Below are 15812 nucleotides of genomic sequence, written 5' to 3'. Positions count from 1 at the left end.
CGCACGCGATCTGCGCCTACTGCCTAATCCCTACTGTCTATTCCCTTAAATCCCTTCGCCGGCAAGCTCTTCCGAAATCGTGCCGACCTGATCCTGGGCGCTGCGCATCATCGGATAGATGGCCAGCACCTTCTGCCAGGCCTCGAGTGCCGATTGCTTGTGGCCGGTCAGCGCCATGATCTGCGCCAGACCGGACAGCGCACCGAAATGGCGCGGCTCGAGCTGCAGCGTATGGTCGATGTCGGACATCGACTTACCGTAGTTCTTCATCATGAAATGCACCGTGGCGCGCCGGTTCCAGCCTTCGGCATAGGTCGGCTGCAAGATCACCACCTGGTCGAGGAAATCGAGCGCGACGTCGAATTTCTGGCCTTCTACGGCCTTTTGCGACCATTGCATCATCAGATCGATCGAGGCGCTGCCGGATTGCGACCACTCATTCCAGATGTTGCCGGCAATGCGCTCGGCCGCCTTTTCGTTGCGCTCGCGTTTCAGGTCGCTGAACAACTGGTCGAGACGGGCTTGTTTTGTCGTTGCCACCGGCGGCGCGTCCTGGATGGCCGGCGGCACGACAGCATCATCCGCCCATGCCGCGCCACAAATGACGCCGGAAACGAGCAGAGATGTCAAAAATGCAAAAAGAACCCGCATCGCCGGACTCTAGTCCCGGGGGGCGGAACGTCAAACTGAATTTGGCGTGAAAAGGCCGGCAGACCGGCAACAAGCATCAATTGGGCGGAGGCAACGCGCCTCCGGCCCGAAAACTCAGCCCTGGCGTGCCTTGTAGCGCGGGGCGGTCTTGTTGATGATGTAGACGCGGCCCTTGCGGCGAACCAGCTGGTTGTCGCGGTGACGCGCCTTCAGCGCCTTGAGCGAATTCTTGATCTTCATGGTCTTGCCTGTCGGTGTGGACCCGCTTCGGGTCGAAATTTTAAGGCGCGCCAGAAGACGCGCCTTTGAACTGTGGGAGGCTCATAAACGAGGAGCCTTGTCCGTGTCAACCGCAAGCGCTCCATAGCGGATGTGAATCATCCCTATCATCAAATATCCGCCATGTCGGCCCTGCGGCATTGCGCGGCCTCGGACCGGCTGGGATGATGCGGCCGCCATGAAGTGATTTGGGGATGAATATGCGCCGAATGTTCCTGTTTGCCTGCCTTGCCCTGTCGGCGGGAGGCTCGGTTGCCCGCGCGCAGGAGTGCGACCGCAGCGACGACAGCCAGCAGATGATGAACATCTGCGCCGGCGAGGATTACCAGGCGGCCGACGCCAGGCTCAACAAGGCCTACCAGGACCTCATCAGCTCAGATGATGCCGACGGCAAGAGATTGCTGCAGGTGGCGCAACGCGCCTGGATCACTTTTCGCGATGCCGAGTGCGCGCATTCCACCGCTGCCAGTGAAGGCGGATCGATACATCCGATGGAAGTTTCGCAATGCCTGACCAGATTGACCAATGATCGCGTCAAGCAGCTCGCTGCCTCGGCCAATTGCGAGGAAGGCGATGCGAGTTGCGCCAGTCCCGACGAAGACGAGAGCGACGACATACAGTGAAGCGCGTTTCTCAGGTCAGCTGCGACGGCTAGAGCAGCTCATCGTTTCACGGAAACGCTGAACCGCTCTATCTCTTTGTTTGACGCAATTCCCCAGGGAAAGCGCTACGCGCTTTTCCCGGGAAAACCGCTTCACACTTTTCCTGGAATTGCTTTAATCCGAGTGAAATGACCCATCTTGCGGCCGGGGCGTGCCTCGGCCTTGCCGTAGAGATGCAGCATCAGATCGGGCTCGGCGAGAAGCTCCGGAACACGCAGCACATCGTCGCCGATCAGGTTCTCCATCACGCAATCGGAATGGCGGTCCGGGTGGCCGAGCGGCAGGCCGGCGACGGCGCGGATGTGCTGCTCGAACTGCGAAACGATGCAGGCTGCTTCCGTCCAATGGCCGGAATTGTGGACGCGCGGTGCGATTTCGTTGGCCAGCGGGGAGCCGTCGGCCAGCACGAAGAACTCGACGCCGATGACACCGACATAGTTCAGCGCCGACAAGATCTTCGATGTGGCCGTTCGCGCCGCTTGCGCCGTCTCGGGCATAATGGCGGCCGGCAGGATCGATGTGTGGAGAATGCCGTTGCGGTGGACATTCTCGGCCGGATCGTAGGCGACGACCGCGCCGTCCAGCCCACGCGCCGCGATCACCGAAATCTCGCGCTCGAACGGCACGAAGGACTCCAGGATCAACGGCACATTGCCCATCGCCTCGCAGGTGCCGGCAAAACCGCCGGCTTCCAAGTTGCGGAAGACGCGCTGGCCTTTGCCGTCATAGCCCATGCGGCGCGTCTTCAGGATGCCGCTGCCTTCGAACGCCTTCAGCGCCGCCGTCAGCTGGTCATCATCGTCGACGGCGTGGAAATCCGCGGTTGCAATGCCGATGCCGTTGAGGAATGTTTTTTCGCTCACCCGGTCTTGCGCCACTTCCAGCGCTCGCGCCGGCGGATAGACCGGGACCTTGGCGGCCAGCGCACTGGCCGCCGTGACTGGCACGTTCTCGAACTCGTAGGTGACGACGGAACTCGACGCTGCCAGTTCGGCAAGGGCCGCCGGGTCGTCATAGGCGGCCGTTATCTGCCGGTTGGCGACCTGTGCCGCCGGGCAGTCCGGCTGCGGCTCCAGCACCACCGTGCGATAGCCGAGGCGGGCGGCTGATATCGCCAGCATGCGGCCGAGCTGGCCGCCCCCAATGATGCCGATGGTCGATCCGGCGGGCAGGCTCACGGCGTATCCGTCGGTTCGGTCGCGACCTTGGCGGTCTGCGCGGCGCGCCAGGCATCCAGACGGACGGCAAGCTTGTCATCGTTCAGCGCCAGCACGGCAGCGGCCAGAAGGGCTGCGTTGGTCGCACCGGCCTTGCCGATGGCCAGCGTTCCCACGGGAATACCGGCCGGCATCTGGACGATGGACAGCAGCGAATCCTGCCCGGAAAGCGCCTTCGATTCGACCGGCACGCCGAACACCGGCAACGGCGTCATCGCTGCGGTCATGCCGGGCAGGTGCGCGGCGCCGCCGGCCCCGGCGATGATCACCTTGTAGCCGGCCGCCTTGGCGCCCTTGGCGAAATCATAGAGCCGGTCCGGTGTGCGATGCGCGGAGACGATCAGCCGCTTGTGCGGTATGCCGAGTGCTTCCAGCGTTTCGGCCGCATGGCGCATCGTCGCCCAGTCGGACTGGCTGCCCATGATGATGGCGACGTCGGCGCGTTGATCGTCCAAGTCTGTGTTCCCCGGCGACAAAGGCGCGCCTTAGCGGAATTCGCGCGAAGCCGCAAGGATAGGCGGCCGCCGCAGCGGTTTGGCAAGACGCAAACCAGCCAGTCAGATGCCGTCGCGCTCGGCCTCTGGCGTCGAGACCAGCAAGGCCGAAGCCGCGTTGGCGGCGGTGATGGCCGCCCGCACGGTCTCCCCACGGGCAAGCCCCGCGGCCAGCGCGCCGACGAATTCATCGCCTGCGCCATGCGTGCTGACGACCTTGATCGGGATGGCCGGCAGCGCAAAGGCATCGCCAGTCCGATCGCAACAGGCAACGCCCTCACCGCCAGCCGTGACGATCGCCACCCGATAGAGATCGGCCAGCAGCCGAGCGGCTTGCGCGGCCCCGTCAAGCGTTTCGACCACCGCCATGCCGGCCAGGAACTCCGCCTCGACGGCGTTGACGACGAGGATGTCGACCAGCGCGGTCAACTCGCCGGAGAGCTTGCGCGCGGGGGCTGCGTTGAGCACGACGCGGCCGCCCTGCGCCTTCACCGCGCGTGCGGCGGTAATGTTGGCGGCTTCCGGCACTTCGTTCTGCAACAAGAGCACCGCCGTTTGTGCCACCACTGCTGAAGCCGAGGCAATGTCGGCATCGTACAGCGTCAGATTACTGCCCGAGACGATCACCGCGCCATAGTCGCCGCCTGCGTCGAAGATCGCCACGCTAATGCCAGAGCCGACGCCGGGCGCCACCCGCACGAAGCGACGGTCGACGCCAGCGCGATCGAGGTTGGCCAGCAGCGCCCGCCCGAAATCATCGTCGCCGACCGCGCCGATCATCGCCGCGCGCACGCCGGCCCGTGCCGCCGAGACGGCCTGGTTGCCCCCCTTGCCGCCGCATTTGGGATGCCAGGCATGGCCGGTCACCGTCTCGCCCTTGCGCGGGCGGTCTGGGGCATCGACCATGATGTCGTAATGCAGGCTGCCGAACACGGTGACCAGCGGCGATGTCCTCATGAGCCCCGGTCTTTTCGTTTCGATGTCACCGCCGACATGGTGCGGCCGAGATTGCGCTCCGCCGCCTGGTAGTCGCGCTGCGCCACCGCCACGAACAACGCGTCGAGGATGTTGAGCTGGGCAATGCGCGCCGCCGCATTCTCGCCCATCAGTGGCGAGCCCTGCGCGGTCGAGCACAGCACGATGTCGGCGACCGCGGCCAGCGGTGAGTTGTCGTAGTTGGTGATGGCCAGCGTGCGGGCACCGTTCTTACGGGCCAGCTGGATGGCGTCGACGACGGCCGACGTGTTGCCCGAATGCGAGAAGCCGACGGCGATGTCGTCGCCGCCAAGCAGCGAGGCCGACATCAGCATCATGTGCGAATCGTCATAGACGGATGCGCGGATGCCGATGCGCAGGAATTTGTGCGAGACGTCGCGGGCGATCTGTGCCGAGCCGCCGACGCCATAGAAATCCCGGTTCTTCGCACGGTAGAGAAGATCGGCGGCGCGGTCGAAATCCTCGATGTCGAGGATCGCCAGTGTCTCCTCCAGTGCCTGGATGGAGGTGCGGAAAACCTTCTGTACGATCTCGGCGGAACTGTCGTCCGACGACAGCTCCTGATGCATCTCGGCGGTCGGCAGGCGGCTGTATTCATAGACAGCGGTGCGGAAGTCGCGATAGCCGGAGAAGCCTAGTTTCTTGGCGATCTTGACCACCATCGCCTCGGACACCCCAGCCTCCTCGGCGATCTGCTTCAGCGGAATGCTCTCGTCGAAGCCGCGCCGGCCGAAGACGGTTTCCACCACCTTCGCCTCCAGCGGGGTGAGATGCGGCATCATCATGCGGATGCGCGGTCCTACCGCTTTCAGGTCCAGCCCGCTCAAGGTCATCCATGCCCCCCTCGTCACACGTCCGGCCCAAGCATGATTTCCTGGATGATGGCCTGCGACGTCACCGCATCCTGGCTGTCCATGGCGGCGGACAGGCGGTTGTCCTGCTCCAGCCGGTCGACGACGCGTAGCATGCGCTTGACGGTGGCGATGTTGACTTCGCACTCACGCACCGGATCGAGCCCGGTCATGTCCGGGAACGTGTCGAAATAGATGGCGCCGCCGTAGCCGTCCCGGCGGATCTGCTTGAGCAGCTCGATGGTCTGCAACGTATGCACCGCGCCGACCATCAGGCCGTCGTCGCGCTTGGCGTAGCCGTCGTTGAGGTGCACGCCGAGCAGCTTGCTGTGGCGCGCCACCAGGGCAGCGGCAAAGGCCGGCTGTTCGTCGGCATAGAGCACATGAGCGAAATCGAGCGTGACACCGAGATTGGCCAAGCCGACATCGCGGATCGCCAGCAACGTCGTCGCCGCATCCGGCATCAGGCTGTAGGAGCGCGGTTCGTTTGGTTTGTATTCAAGGCTGATCTGGCAATCCGGATCATGAGCTGCAACTTCACGAATCCCATCGATTTCGTGTTGCCAAAGCGTCGCGTAGTCGGCCTGGAAGGCGTAATCGAAGCCATCCTGGCCGAGCCACAGCGTCATCAGGCTGGCGCCTGCCTCGCGCGCGGCATCGATGCCGGCCTTGGTCAGGTCGATGGCTTCACGGCGCACCGCCGGATCCGGATTGGTGAAGGCGCCAAGCTTGAAGGCCGGATTGGAGTAGTAGCGCATGGCGAAGCCATTGATGGAAAGGCCAAGGTCGTTGAGCTTGCGGGCGATCTCGGCAGGCTTTTCACCGACATGGTCGGGGAAATTCAGATCAAGGTCGGTCAGCCCGGCAACCCTGGCGGCGCGCGCCGCCATCTGCAGCAGCGAGGGCTTGCCGACAAGGTCCGGCCATTCGGCCTGCGGCCGCGAGGCAAAGGAATTCAGGCGCGTGGCGAAACGATGGGCAGGCATGATCGATCCTTCAATAGTTATAACTTTACATCAGTACGAATGTTTGTAAAGTTATTGTTTTGAGAGGACGACGAGTCGCTGCCGGCTGCGGTAGCGGCCGGGCGGAACCGTGCAAAGGCGCGCTAAGAACCGGCGATTTCCTGGCTGACGTTGCAGGTTGGAGAAGCCTGTCAGCGCGGTGGGATCAGGAACGAGGCAGGGCAGTCCTCACACCGCCGCCTTGCGGAAGCGGGCGACGAAGTCGTCCAGTTCGGGCCGCTCCATGTCGGAGATCGCCCAGTAGGAGAAGGCGCCGTCGCTCCAGTGTACCAGCGAGAAGCCGCTCGACGAGAGATCCTCGGGCTCAGTGGTGGTCCCGCCCTGTTGAGGTTCGGCGACCAGCGTGATCAGGTGCTCGCGATGGCGGTAGACCAGCGCCGGGACCGGTCGGCCTGATATCACCTCTACCCGGCCGCCGATGAGCGCGAAACCGTCCTGCGCAAGGTCGGGCGCCGGCGGCGACACGCCGATCCGGGCGTCGAGCCACGGCTTCACCGTATGGCGATCGGATGAGACGATATCGATTGGGCTCGCCGCGAGCAGGCTGCGGCGATGTCCGCTGGCGACTCCAGCTGCGAAACTGTCGGACGTGTTGTCGACCATCACCCATTGCGTGGCTCCGCTGGCCAGCACCGCGCTGATCACGATGGATGCGGCAAGAGCACGCCAGTCGAACGAGCCGAAGCGGCGCGCCCCTGGCAGCGCCCGCGTCTGCGATGGGCGTGTCTCTGTGGCTCGTCTCGAGGTTCCGTGAAGCTGGCCTACACCTATTTGATCCGGTTGCGGCGACAGCGTCCCCCGCCGCGGCCCGGCCGCTTCGTCCTGCGTCGGCACGTCTTGCGTCGGTTGTGCCGTGACCGTCGCGCCAAGTGCGGCGATGCGGGCCCGAAAGGCGTCGCTGACATCGGGGCGCGGCAAACGGCCGAGTGCGCCCCGCAAGGCAATGATGCGGGCGTGTTCGGCGGCAAGCTGCGGGTCGGCGGCAATGCGCCGTTCTACCGCAAGTGCGGCCGCCGCGTCGAGTTCGCCGTCGACCAAGGCGTGGATCATCAGCCTGATGCCCTCGGGATCGTTGGGCAGTCCGTCGTCATGGTTGGTCATGGCGCTCTCCCCAGTTCGGATACAAGCAGGCCGCGGGCGCGGGCCAGCCGCGACATCACGGTGCCCATCGGTACTCCCAGCATGGCCGCTATCTCGCGGTAGCTGAGGCCGTTGATGTCGCGCAGCACCAACGTCTCGCGGAACGGCTGCGGCAGTGCTGTGATCGCCCCTTCCAGGGCTGCCGCATCGGCCCTGGCGATCAGGCTTGCTTCCGGGCCATCCTCGTCGGGCAGGCTGGTGCCGTGCGCTGCCGCCATCTCGTCGAGATCGCCGAGGTCACCGACAGCGAGCATGCCGCGCGGCCGGTTGCGCGACATCCAGGTGTAGGCGGTGTTGCGCACGATGGTGAGCAGCCAGGCGCGGGCATTGCCGCCGGCATAGCCAGATATGCCGGCATGTGCTTTCATGCAGGCTTCCTGCACCACATCCTCGGCGTCGGCTGTGTTGCCGGTCAGCCAGCGAGCCAGCGCAAGCGCATCGCCGAGATGGGGCAGCACCACCTCGCCGAAGCGCTCGGCCAAGGCCTTTTCGCTCAAGTCAGCACCATGAACCGGCACTCCGGGCAGGATTTGCCGCGCCCGCTCAGGGAGCGACGGTGATTTTGCCCTGCATATGCGGGTGAAGTCCGCAGAAATAGGCAAAGTCGCCTGCTTTGGTGAAGGTGAATTCATAAGTGTCACCGGTGTCAAGCGCCTTGGAGCGGAAGGAGGAATCGTTGGCAACGACCAGATGCGGAATATCGTCGTCGTTTCTGAAGGTCACGATGGTGCCGGGCTTGACCGTCAGCACCGGCGGCGTGAAGGCAAAGTTCTCGATTCTGACCATCGGCGCATCGGCCGCGCGCAGTGGCTGGCAGGTCGCCGTGGTCAAGGTGAAGGCGGTGAGGATCGCGGCCATGTGCCGGGCCGGAAGGCGTATGCAAAGCATGGTGATTTCCCTTGCTGTTCAGGCTCAAGCCAACGTCGAGTCGATGATGGCGAGATCCTGCCCGCCTTGCTTGACGGTGACGCTGCTGGTGCCGAGCAGGCCGCGCAGCTGTCCGGCCGGCACCGTCATTGGTCCGGGCGAAGCGGCGGTGCCCGGCGCCGGCTGCGGGAAGGCGGTCGAGCGCGCGGTGTGGAAGGTGACGTTGCCTTCCACTTTCTGCATGATCTGGTGGATGTGGCCGTTGAGCACGGTGACCGAGCCGAAGTGTTTGAGCAGGCTGAGCGCCTGTGCCGCGTCGTCGGTGCCCCAACCCCATTCGGGATAGACGGCCCATAGCGGGATGTGAGCGAAGACGACGATCGGCGTCGAGGCGCTGAGCGCTTTCAGATCATCCGCCAGCCACGCCAGCTGTTCGGCGCCGAGATTGCCGAGCCCGCCGGCTTTGAGGTTAACGACATTGACCAGCGCCACGAAATGCACGCCGTTCTGGTCGAACGAATACCAGCCGGCACCCCTGGTGCCCTTGCCGTAGCGGTCGAGATAGGCCTTGCCGTTGCCGTCGTCGATCAAATCGTGCTCGCCAGGCACGTAATGCACGTCGAAGCCGGCGCCGCCGATGATCTGCGCCGCATTGTCGAACTGTGCGGCCTTGGAAAGATGGGTGATGTCGCCGGTGTGGATCATGAAGGCGGGCTTTTGCGGCAGCGCCTGGATCTTGCCCATCGCTTCCTTTAGCGTGTCGATGGCATGCGGGTTGGCCGCCTTGTCGAAGCCGATATGGCTGTCGGAGATCTGCAGGAAGGTGAAGCCGGTGGCCATGGCTTCGGCAGCTTGTGCGGCGCCGAGCAGGTTGAGCGACACCGGTATGCCGCCTGAAATCGTCCACAGCACGCCGGTGCCGGCCCAGATCATGCACTCCAGCGCATGGCGGCGGCTGATGTGCCCGTTGTCGTCGTCGTGATGATGGGTCATGTCGATCTCCTCAACGCCAGGAGTGGCGTATGCTGAGGAGACCCGGGGCGGCGGCGGTTTATTCCCGGCTGGCGCGGATTCAGCCGTTCACGGTCGCGTGATGGCGTGTGCCGATCGTGACCGGCGCATTTTCAGGCAAGCCCGGTGTTTCAATCCGGCCAGCGCAAGGCGCCAGACGATTCCTTGCGGACTGGCTTCATGGCATCGGCGGGACGGTCCTTCGCGGTCAGTATGGAGCGCAGCCGTTCGGCGACGATCTCGGCCTCGCCGGGATGAAGATTGCAGGGGTCGAGGAAGAAATGCCCGCGCTCCACCTCGTGGTTGCGCACGATGATCGGCGGCGAGCCGGCGGCGAGCTCCGAGGTGAGACCGGCTGCCGTGAACCGGCTTTCGGGCAATACAAAAATCTGCAACCGGTCCAGAGGATTGGCGGTCGGGTCGGGGATGATCTGCGCGACAATGCCCGGCAGGCCCTGCAATGTGTCCTTCCACAGGGTGAGTGCCGTCTCTTCGCGGCGGCGGATGCCGGCATGGTCGCGCTTTTCCCAGGCTTCCAGTGCGGCCATGGTGCCGGCAATGCTTTCCTTGCCGACCTTCATGGCGCGGGCGACGCCGCGGTTCTGCAGATAGGCGGCTCGAACCAGATCCTTGCGCCCGGTGACGATGCCGCTGGTCGGCCCGCTCAGGAATTTGTGGCCGCTGTAGATGACAATATCGGCGCCGCGCGCGAGGAAGCCGCGCAGGTCATATTCGGAAGCCGCGTCGACAATCACCGGGACGCCCCTGGCGTGGCAGATCTCGCAGAATTCCTCCAGCGACAGCATGCCATACTGGACGGTGTGGTGGGCGACGACATAGAGGCCCGCCGCCGTGCGGTCACGGATTGCGTCGCGCACGTGATAGTCCTGCGTCACGCTGACCGTGCCGGCCGGCACGACCTTGGCGCCCGCCAGCCGGACCGACTGGTCGATCGGGGCGCCATAGTTGACGATGTGGCCGAGCTGGACGATCACCTCCGACTTGAGGTCCTCGGTGTTGTCAGGCAGGCGTTCGATGGCGAGCAGGTTGGTTCCCGTCATCGCGCCGGCGATCGCCATGGTGATGCCGCTGGCGCAGCAAGCGGTGATGAAACCGGCCTCGCCGCCGGTGAGGCGTGCGACGATCGTGCTCGCGGCTCGCTGCAGATCGTCCATCTCCACCCATTGCGAGGCCATTTCCGCCATCGCGCTGATCGCTTCCGGGACGATGATCGATGCGCCGAGCGCCGTCATCGTGCCGGAGACATTGATGATCGGGCGAAGGCCGAGCCGTTCACGGATCGTGGTGTTGGAGCCGTTGGCGGAATAGGTTTTCATCTCTGCGATCCCATTTTCTAAAAGGTCAGGCGGCGATCTCGACGACCGCCTCGATTTCGACGGTGATGTTTCCGGGCAAGGAACCGACGCCGATCGCCGAGCGGGCATGGCCTCCGATACTGTCGAACACATCGGCGAACAGGTCGGAACAGCCATTGACCACCTTCGGGTGGTCGCTGAAGGTCGGTGTCGCATTGACGAAGCCGAGCAGCTTGACGATGCGCACGATACGGCCAAGGTCGCCAGTGGCTGCGTGCATGACGGCGAGCAGATTGAGGCCGGTGAGGCGGGCATGGCCATAGGCCTCTTCGACGGTGACGTCGTCTCCCACCTTGCCGGTGAACAGCGTGCCGTCGGTCCGCAGCGGCCCCTGGCCGGACAGGAAGATCAACCGGCCGCTTTCGGCATGGGTGACGAAGTTGGCGATCGGGGTCGGCGGCTCGGGCAGCGTCAAGCCCAACTCGGCGAGCCGGATATAAGGCGTCATCAAAAAAGGCTCCTTGCGACAGCGTTCGCTGTCCCGTTCTAGAAATGCGAGGCGCGGAAGCGTGCCAGGAAGGTGCGCAGGCGCTCGTTGTCGGTGTCCGCCGCCAGGATTTCGGCGGGTGGACCCGCCGCGCTGACGCCGCCATCGGCCATGAAGATGATGCGGCTCGATGCATCGCGGGCAAAGGCCATTTCGTGCGTGACCATCACCATCGTCATGCCGTCCTCGGCCAGGCTGCGCACAACCTCGAGCACCTCGCCGACCAGTTCCGGGTCGAGCGCGGAGGTTATCTCGTCGAGAAGCAGGATCTTGGGCCCCATGGCCACGGCACGGGCAATGCCGACACGCTGCTGCTGGCCGCCGGACAGCTCGGCGGGCAGGCTGTCGGCCTTGTGGGCGAGACCGACCCGGCCGAGCCAGTGCTCGGCGATGGTGCGGGCCTCCGCACGGCTCTTGCCGCGCACCTTGGTGAGACCAAGCATGATGTTGCCGGCGGCTGTCAGGTGCGGAAAGAGGTTGAAGCTCTGGAACACCATGCCGGTTTCGGCGCGCATCGCGGCGAGGTCGCGTTCGCTACGGCGCTGGCGGGCTCCGGTTTCGCGAAAGCCGACCTCCTTGCCGTCGATGCGGATCGAGCCGCTGTCGTAGCTTTCGAGGAAGTTGACGCAACGCAGCAGCGTGGTCTTGCCGCTGCCGGAGGGGCCGATGACCGTCACCACTTCACCACGCGCCACCTGCAGGCTGACCGAACGCAGGACCTGGACGGTTCCAAAGGATTTGGAAACATCGGTGACATCGAGAAGGGCCGGGACGGTGGTCGAGCTGGTGGACATCTTGCTATTCCCGGATAAAGGAGAAACGCCGCTCGAGCCGCCGGCTGGCCAGCGAAAGCGCGTAGTTGACCGCGAAGTAGATGAGCGCGCCGAGAACATAGAGCGGCATGGCTTCGTAGGTGCGGCCAATGACCTGGTTGATGGCCTGCATCAGATCGGTGATGCCGAGCAGCGACACCAGCGCGCTGCCCTTGACCGCGTCGGTGACACCGTTGATCCAGGGCGGCAGGAAGCGCCTGAACGCTTGCGGGAAGATGACGTAGGCGAGCCGCTGGCGAAAGGTCAGTCCGATCGCCATTGCCGCCTCGGATTGCCCCCTCGGGATGGAGCCGACCGCACCCCTGAGGTATTCGACGACCTGCGCCGTCTTGAACAGGGTGAGCGCCAGCACGGCTGCCCAGAAGGATGGCAGATGAAGCCCGACGGCCGGCAGGCCGTAATAGACAAAGAAGATGAGCACCAGGATAGGGATGCCGCGGATGGTGTCGCTGAAGATGCGCACGGCCCATTGCAACGGTACAGGGCCATAGACGAGGCCGACGCCCATGATCACGCCGGCAATCAGGGAAAACACCACGACCAGCAGGGATACCCACAGTGTCAGGGCAAAGCCCTGGGCGAGGAAAGGCAAGGCATAGGCGATCTGGATGAGCATGTCAGCGCGCCGCCCTGAACCGGCGCTCGACAAGCCGAAGCGCAAAAAGCATGATGTAGCCGGTCACCAGATACATCGCGGTGACCACGAGATAGACCTCGACGATGCGGAAGGTGTTGAAGTTGATCCACTGGGCGCCGTAGGTCAGTTCCGGCACCGAGATGACCGACGCGACGGACGTATCCTTGAACAGCGATATGAAGGTATTGGACAGTGCCGGCAGCGTGATGCGCAGCATGGTCGGCAGGCGCACATTGAGCAGCCTTTGCCATGGAGTCAGGCCGATTGCCTTGCCGGCATCCAGCTGTCCGCGCGGGACGGCTTCGAGCCCGGAGCGGAACACCTCGACCAGATAGGCGCCGCTGTAGAGCGACAGCGTGACGACAAACGAGGTCGGCGCGCTGTAGGCGATATCGACCACCGTCGGCAGGCCGTAGAAGACGAGGTAGACGAGCAGGATCAGCGGCACGTTGCGGATGAATTCGACATAGGCGGCGATGATGGTGCGCACGATGCGCCCGGCAGACACATACCAGACCGCCAGAACCAGGCCGATGACGATGCCGATGGCGATCGATATGACGGCAAGCTCGAGACTGAGCAGCAGGCCGCCCCACAGCTTGTCGAAGTGCCGCCAGATCAGGTTAAAATTGAGGGCATAGCCCATGCGTCCGCCTCAGTGCCGCAGGCTTTAGAGCAGTTCACCGTTTCACGGAAACGGCAAACCGCTCTAACTCTTTGTTTTGACGCAATTCCGGACGGAAAACCGTTCACACTTTTCCTGGAATTGCTCTAGGGAGGCGGAAGGGCGCTGGATACGCCCTTCCCCCCGATGCAGATCAAATGGTCGGGAAGCCGGGATGGCGCGCCGGCGGCTCCTGTCCGAAATAGTCCTTGAAGGCGGCATCGTAGAGTGCATTTTCGTGACCGAACATGGCGATGGTGAAGGTCGCGTTGACGAAGGCCAGCCAGTCGAGGTCACCTTGCCGCAGTGCCGCGCCATAAAGCATGCTCAGCCAGCTCTTGCCGGCGTCGAAATATTTGTCCGGATTGCGCGAGGCGAGCCAACGCACCGTGGACAGATCGACGGCAGCGGCATCGACGCGTTTCGATTCCAGCGCCTGCAGCACGTTGGCCTGGGTATCAATCTGCATGACCTGGCACTCGGGCAGGACCGAATGCACCTGCGCCTCGGCATCGACATTCTGCAGGATGGAGATACGTGTCGCCGCGCCACCGGCAAGCAGCTTGTCGAAGGTCTTGTTCTCGGCGGTCGGAAGGCTCAGCAGGGCGACGCCCTCGACATAGTAAGGCCGGGAAAAATTGACCAGCTGCGAGCGCTGGGCGCTCATCGTCATGAACTGGATGGTGATGTCGACCTTGTTGGTGGTCACGTTGGGGATGCGCTGAGCCGGATCCTGCATGACGAATTCGACCTTGGTCGGATCGTCGAAAAGGCCCTTGGCGAGAATGCGTCCCATGGTGATGTCCATGCCGACGAGTTCGCCGGCATCGTTCTCGAAGTGCCAGGGCGCGTTGGTGCTGCCGGTGCCGACGATCAGCTTGCCGCGATCGAGCACGGTGCGCAGCAGGCTGTCGGGTGCTGCCTGGGCAGCGGCCTTCTGGGCATCGATGGTTGCCAGCACGCCAGCCGTGGCCAGCCCTGCCATTCCCAATTTCAGAAAATCACGTCTTCCGGATGTGTCGTTCACGGCGACCTCCTTTCGTGTTGTGTTCCCCTTGTGCACAGGCAGGACACGCGTCGGTGATTTTGTCTCTTACAAGAGACGAGTGTATCCTGTACAAGACAGATATTAACACCGGGAATCGACAATGCAAGATGGCAATGCCTCGGCAGTTTCAGCCGGCGAGAAGATTTCGGGCTCCCGTGAAAAAGGGCTCAACCGGGTGCTCGAGATTCTGGAGTTTCTTCACACGACCCAGCGGGCGATCGGCATTGGCGACCTTGCCAAGGGCGTGAACGCGCCCCGCTCGACGACCTACACGCTGGTGCGGTCGCTGGTCGATGCGGGACTGCTGGAAATGGAAAGCGACGGCAATCGCGTCTATTTCGGCAAGAAACTCTATCTCTATGGAATGGACTATGTGCGAGGCAACGACCTCTTGAGGCGGGGGCGTCAGGAGGTCGACAATCTGTCGCGCGAGACCGGCGAGACTTCCGAACTGTGCATGCTGCAAAGCGGGCGCTATACGATCGTCCACGCGAGTCCCGGCACCAGGCCGTTCCGCATCAGTTCCGCTACCGGCTTGCAGATACCGCTGCCCTGGACGGCCTCGGGGCGGCTGCTTCTGGCGGGGCTGGAGAAGGCTGAGATCGAAGGCATGGTGTCGGACGACGATCTGGTGCTGCCCGACGGGCGCAAACTGCGGCTCGACGATTTCGTCGCCGACATCGCAAAAGCGCAGGTCACCGGCTATTGCGTCACCTCGGGCCTTGTCGATGCCTATACGAAATGCCTTGCCGCGCCGGTCCTTTCAGCGCCGGGCAAGGTCGAAGCGACGATGTGCCTGGTGGTTCCCATCGATACGTCCGAGGAGCGGACCGGCGAACTCATCGGCCTGCTGCGTGATCGTGCCGCGAGGCTTTCGATCGCGGCCTAGGCGCGCCAACGATCGAATGCTGGTTCAGGCAATGATGTCGGGAATGATCTTGTCTTCCAGCGCCATCAGCCGGTCCTTGAGGAACAGCTTTTTCTTCTTCATGCGCTGGATCTGCAGCGGATCGCAGCCCATGGCGATCATCGCGTTGATGGCCGCATCGAAATCCGCGTGCTCCTGCTTCAGCCGGGAATATTCGAGGCGGATATCAGCCTGTTCCTGATCGGACATTATCTACCGTCTGCACGTCTGCGGCGCCCAAAAATGGGCCTGATTGGGCGGGGCCGGCGGGATTTTGCAACCGGCGCGCAGCCCATATCACATTTCACATTGTCGTGGAATGCTACCACGGATCATTCGACATCGTTGCCGGAAGGTGGCACACTGTCACCGTGCCGTCACAGAAAGCGAACCTGCGGTGGACGCGCCGTGACGGCTGCAATCGAGGAAACCATGAAAGGGAGAACCAATCATGTCTCTTGCATCCCATCTTGATGAGTTGCAGCGGAAACACGGCGACATCGAACGTGAAATCGATGACGCGATGAACCATCCATCGGTCGACGACCTCGAAATCGTGAATCTCAAGCGACGCAAGCTGGCACTCAAGGATGCGATTGAAAAACTAAGAGGGAAACCGACCACGCATTGATGCCCTGCTGACCTAGCCGCTTGCGATCCGCGGCCT

21 protein-coding genes are annotated in these 15812 nt (G+C 63.5%); 3 read left to right on the top strand and 18 right to left on the bottom strand.

Features of this window, described 5'->3' with window-relative positions:
• Positions 1-45: 45 nt before the first annotated feature.
• Both ASD99_RS25855 and ykgO read right to left on the bottom strand, forming a co-directional pair.
• Positions 46-651: a tetratricopeptide repeat protein gene (locus ASD99_RS25855; protein WP_056586616.1), complete on the bottom strand. Its 606-nt coding sequence runs from the start codon at positions 649-651 to the stop codon at positions 46-48.
• A gap of 114 nt (positions 652-765) precedes the next feature.
• Positions 766-891, bottom strand: coding sequence for a type B 50S ribosomal protein L36 (gene ykgO, locus ASD99_RS25850; RefSeq protein ID WP_006327841.1), 126 nt, complete (start codon positions 889-891; stop codon positions 766-768).
• Positions 892-1130: 239 nt separating this feature from the next.
• On the opposite strand from ykgO, the gene ASD99_RS25845 reads away from it, so the two are divergent.
• Positions 1131-1553 carry a lysozyme inhibitor LprI family protein gene (locus ASD99_RS25845; RefSeq protein WP_056586894.1) on the top strand — a complete coding sequence of 141 codons (423 nt, stop codon included), beginning with the start codon at positions 1131-1133 and terminating at the stop codon, positions 1551-1553.
• Positions 1554-1684: 131 nt separating this feature from the next.
• On the opposite strand, the gene ASD99_RS25840 is transcribed toward ASD99_RS25845, so the two are convergent.
• From ASD99_RS25840 to ASD99_RS25770, 15 genes are all read right to left on the bottom strand, one after another.
• Positions 1685-2770, bottom strand: coding sequence for a 5-(carboxyamino)imidazole ribonucleotide synthase (locus ASD99_RS25840; protein ID WP_057145327.1), 1086 nt, complete (start codon positions 2768-2770; stop codon positions 1685-1687).
• Positions 2767-3264, bottom strand: coding sequence for a 5-(carboxyamino)imidazole ribonucleotide mutase (gene purE / locus ASD99_RS25835; protein ID WP_056586623.1), 498 nt, complete (start codon positions 3262-3264; stop codon positions 2767-2769). Before purE ends, ASD99_RS25840 begins: the two co-directional genes overlap by 4 nt.
• Before the next feature lie 102 nt (positions 3265-3366).
• Positions 3367-4260 carry a ribokinase gene (locus tag ASD99_RS25830; RefSeq protein WP_056586626.1) on the bottom strand — a complete coding sequence of 298 codons (894 nt, stop codon included), beginning with the start codon at positions 4258-4260 and terminating at the stop codon, positions 3367-3369.
• Positions 4257-5132, bottom strand: a complete 876-nt coding sequence (locus ASD99_RS25825) for a MurR/RpiR family transcriptional regulator (RefSeq protein ID WP_057145326.1) — start codon at positions 5130-5132, stop codon at positions 4257-4259. Before ASD99_RS25825 ends, ASD99_RS25830 begins: the two co-directional genes overlap by 4 nt.
• Positions 5133-5146: 14 nt before the next feature.
• Positions 5147-6136, bottom strand: coding sequence for a sugar phosphate isomerase/epimerase family protein (locus ASD99_RS25820; protein ID WP_057145325.1), 990 nt, complete (start codon positions 6134-6136; stop codon positions 5147-5149).
• A gap of 207 nt (positions 6137-6343) precedes the next feature.
• Positions 6344-7276: an anti-sigma factor family protein gene (locus ASD99_RS25815; RefSeq protein WP_057145324.1), complete on the bottom strand. Its 933-nt coding sequence runs from the start codon at positions 7274-7276 to the stop codon at positions 6344-6346.
• Positions 7273-7812, bottom strand: a complete 540-nt coding sequence (locus ASD99_RS25810) for a sigma-70 family RNA polymerase sigma factor (RefSeq protein WP_057145323.1) — start codon at positions 7810-7812, stop codon at positions 7273-7275. The genes ASD99_RS25815 and ASD99_RS25810 overlap by 4 nt, the downstream gene beginning before the upstream one ends.
• A gap of 46 nt (positions 7813-7858) precedes the next feature.
• Positions 7859-8203: a cupredoxin family copper-binding protein gene (locus tag ASD99_RS25805; RefSeq protein ID WP_082583422.1), complete on the bottom strand. Its 345-nt coding sequence runs from the start codon at positions 8201-8203 to the stop codon at positions 7859-7861.
• 24 nt (positions 8204-8227) lie between these two features.
• Positions 8228-9175 carry a metallophosphoesterase family protein gene (locus ASD99_RS25800; protein WP_057145321.1) on the bottom strand — a complete coding sequence of 316 codons (948 nt, stop codon included), beginning with the start codon at positions 9173-9175 and terminating at the stop codon, positions 8228-8230.
• A 149-nt stretch (positions 9176-9324) separates the two neighbouring features.
• Positions 9325-10530, bottom strand: coding sequence for an aminotransferase class V-fold PLP-dependent enzyme (locus ASD99_RS25795; RefSeq protein ID WP_057145320.1), 1206 nt, complete (start codon positions 10528-10530; stop codon positions 9325-9327).
• A 25-nt stretch (positions 10531-10555) separates the two neighbouring features.
• Positions 10556-11017, bottom strand: a complete 462-nt coding sequence (locus ASD99_RS25790) for a RidA family protein (RefSeq protein ID WP_056586649.1) — start codon at positions 11015-11017, stop codon at positions 10556-10558.
• Positions 11018-11055: 38 nt separating this feature from the next.
• Positions 11056-11850 carry an amino acid ABC transporter ATP-binding protein gene (locus ASD99_RS25785; protein WP_056586652.1) on the bottom strand — a complete coding sequence of 265 codons (795 nt, stop codon included), beginning with the start codon at positions 11848-11850 and terminating at the stop codon, positions 11056-11058.
• Positions 11851-11854: 4 nt separating this feature from the next.
• Entirely contained in the window at positions 11855-12505 is a 651-nt protein-coding gene (locus ASD99_RS25780) for an amino acid ABC transporter permease (RefSeq protein WP_056586654.1), read from the bottom strand.
• Position 12506: 1 nt separating this feature from the next.
• Positions 12507-13172, bottom strand: coding sequence for an amino acid ABC transporter permease (locus ASD99_RS25775; protein WP_056586659.1), 666 nt, complete (start codon positions 13170-13172; stop codon positions 12507-12509).
• Positions 13173-13344: 172 nt separating this feature from the next.
• Positions 13345-14217 (bottom strand): transporter substrate-binding domain-containing protein, encoded by an 873-nt coding sequence (locus ASD99_RS25770; RefSeq protein ID WP_056586661.1) that lies wholly within the window; start codon positions 14215-14217, stop codon positions 13345-13347.
• Between the two features lie 121 nt (positions 14218-14338).
• Between ASD99_RS25770 and ASD99_RS25765 the strand changes: the two genes are divergently transcribed.
• On the top strand, positions 14339-15127 hold the full coding sequence (locus ASD99_RS25765; protein ID WP_056586664.1) for an IclR family transcriptional regulator: 789 nt from the start codon (positions 14339-14341) through the stop codon (positions 15125-15127).
• A 24-nt stretch (positions 15128-15151) separates the two neighbouring features.
• Here the strand turns inward: ASD99_RS25765 and ASD99_RS25760 are convergent, their stop codons facing one another.
• Positions 15152-15355: a YdcH family protein gene (locus ASD99_RS25760; protein ID WP_056586665.1), complete on the bottom strand. Its 204-nt coding sequence runs from the start codon at positions 15353-15355 to the stop codon at positions 15152-15154.
• Positions 15356-15596: 241 nt separating this feature from the next.
• Between ASD99_RS25760 and ASD99_RS25755 the strand changes: the two genes are divergently transcribed.
• On the top strand, positions 15597-15776 hold the full coding sequence (locus tag ASD99_RS25755) for a YdcH family protein (RefSeq protein ID WP_056586668.1): 180 nt from the start codon (positions 15597-15599) through the stop codon (positions 15774-15776).
• Positions 15777-15812: the final 36 nt, after the last annotated feature.

Source organism: Mesorhizobium sp. Root695, assembly GCF_001428185.1.
GTDB lineage: Bacteria > Pseudomonadota > Alphaproteobacteria > Rhizobiales > Rhizobiaceae > Mesorhizobium.
This window is presented reverse-complemented; position numbering and strand designations above follow the sequence as displayed.

Coding starts and splice junctions, on each gene's coding strand:
- ASD99_RS25845 (WP_056586894.1), top strand. CDS start 1,131: ATGCGCCGAATGTTCCTGTTTGCCTGCCTTGCCCTGTCGGCGGGAGGC.
- ASD99_RS25805 (WP_082583422.1), bottom strand. CDS start 8,203: ATGCTTTGCATACGCCTTCCGGCCCGGCACATGGCCGCGATCCTCACC.
- ykgO (WP_006327841.1), bottom strand. CDS start 891: ATGAAGATCAAGAATTCGCTCAAGGCGCTGAAGGCGCGTCACCGCGAC.
- ASD99_RS25830 (WP_056586626.1), bottom strand. CDS start 4,260: ATGAGGACATCGCCGCTGGTCACCGTGTTCGGCAGCCTGCATTACGAC.
- ASD99_RS25780 (WP_056586654.1), bottom strand. CDS start 12,505: ATGCTCATCCAGATCGCCTATGCCTTGCCTTTCCTCGCCCAGGGCTTT.
- ASD99_RS25820 (WP_057145325.1), bottom strand. CDS start 6,136: ATGCCTGCCCATCGTTTCGCCACGCGCCTGAATTCCTTTGCCTCGCGG.
- ASD99_RS25765 (WP_056586664.1), top strand. CDS start 14,339: ATGCAAGATGGCAATGCCTCGGCAGTTTCAGCCGGCGAGAAGATTTCG.
- ASD99_RS25815 (WP_057145324.1), bottom strand. CDS start 7,276: ATGACCAACCATGACGACGGACTGCCCAACGATCCCGAGGGCATCAGG.
- ASD99_RS25825 (WP_057145326.1), bottom strand. CDS start 5,132: ATGACCTTGAGCGGGCTGGACCTGAAAGCGGTAGGACCGCGCATCCGC.
- ASD99_RS25760 (WP_056586665.1), bottom strand. CDS start 15,355: ATGTCCGATCAGGAACAGGCTGATATCCGCCTCGAATATTCCCGGCTG.
- ASD99_RS25855 (WP_056586616.1), bottom strand. CDS start 651: ATGCGGGTTCTTTTTGCATTTTTGACATCTCTGCTCGTTTCCGGCGTC.
- ASD99_RS25755 (WP_056586668.1), top strand. CDS start 15,597: ATGTCTCTTGCATCCCATCTTGATGAGTTGCAGCGGAAACACGGCGAC.
- ASD99_RS25795 (WP_057145320.1), bottom strand. CDS start 10,530: ATGAAAACCTATTCCGCCAACGGCTCCAACACCACGATCCGTGAACGG.
- ASD99_RS25775 (WP_056586659.1), bottom strand. CDS start 13,172: ATGGGCTATGCCCTCAATTTTAACCTGATCTGGCGGCACTTCGACAAG.
- ASD99_RS25790 (WP_056586649.1), bottom strand. CDS start 11,017: ATGACGCCTTATATCCGGCTCGCCGAGTTGGGCTTGACGCTGCCCGAG.
- ASD99_RS25800 (WP_057145321.1), bottom strand. CDS start 9,175: ATGACCCATCATCACGACGACGACAACGGGCACATCAGCCGCCGCCAT.
- ASD99_RS25785 (WP_056586652.1), bottom strand. CDS start 11,850: ATGTCCACCAGCTCGACCACCGTCCCGGCCCTTCTCGATGTCACCGAT.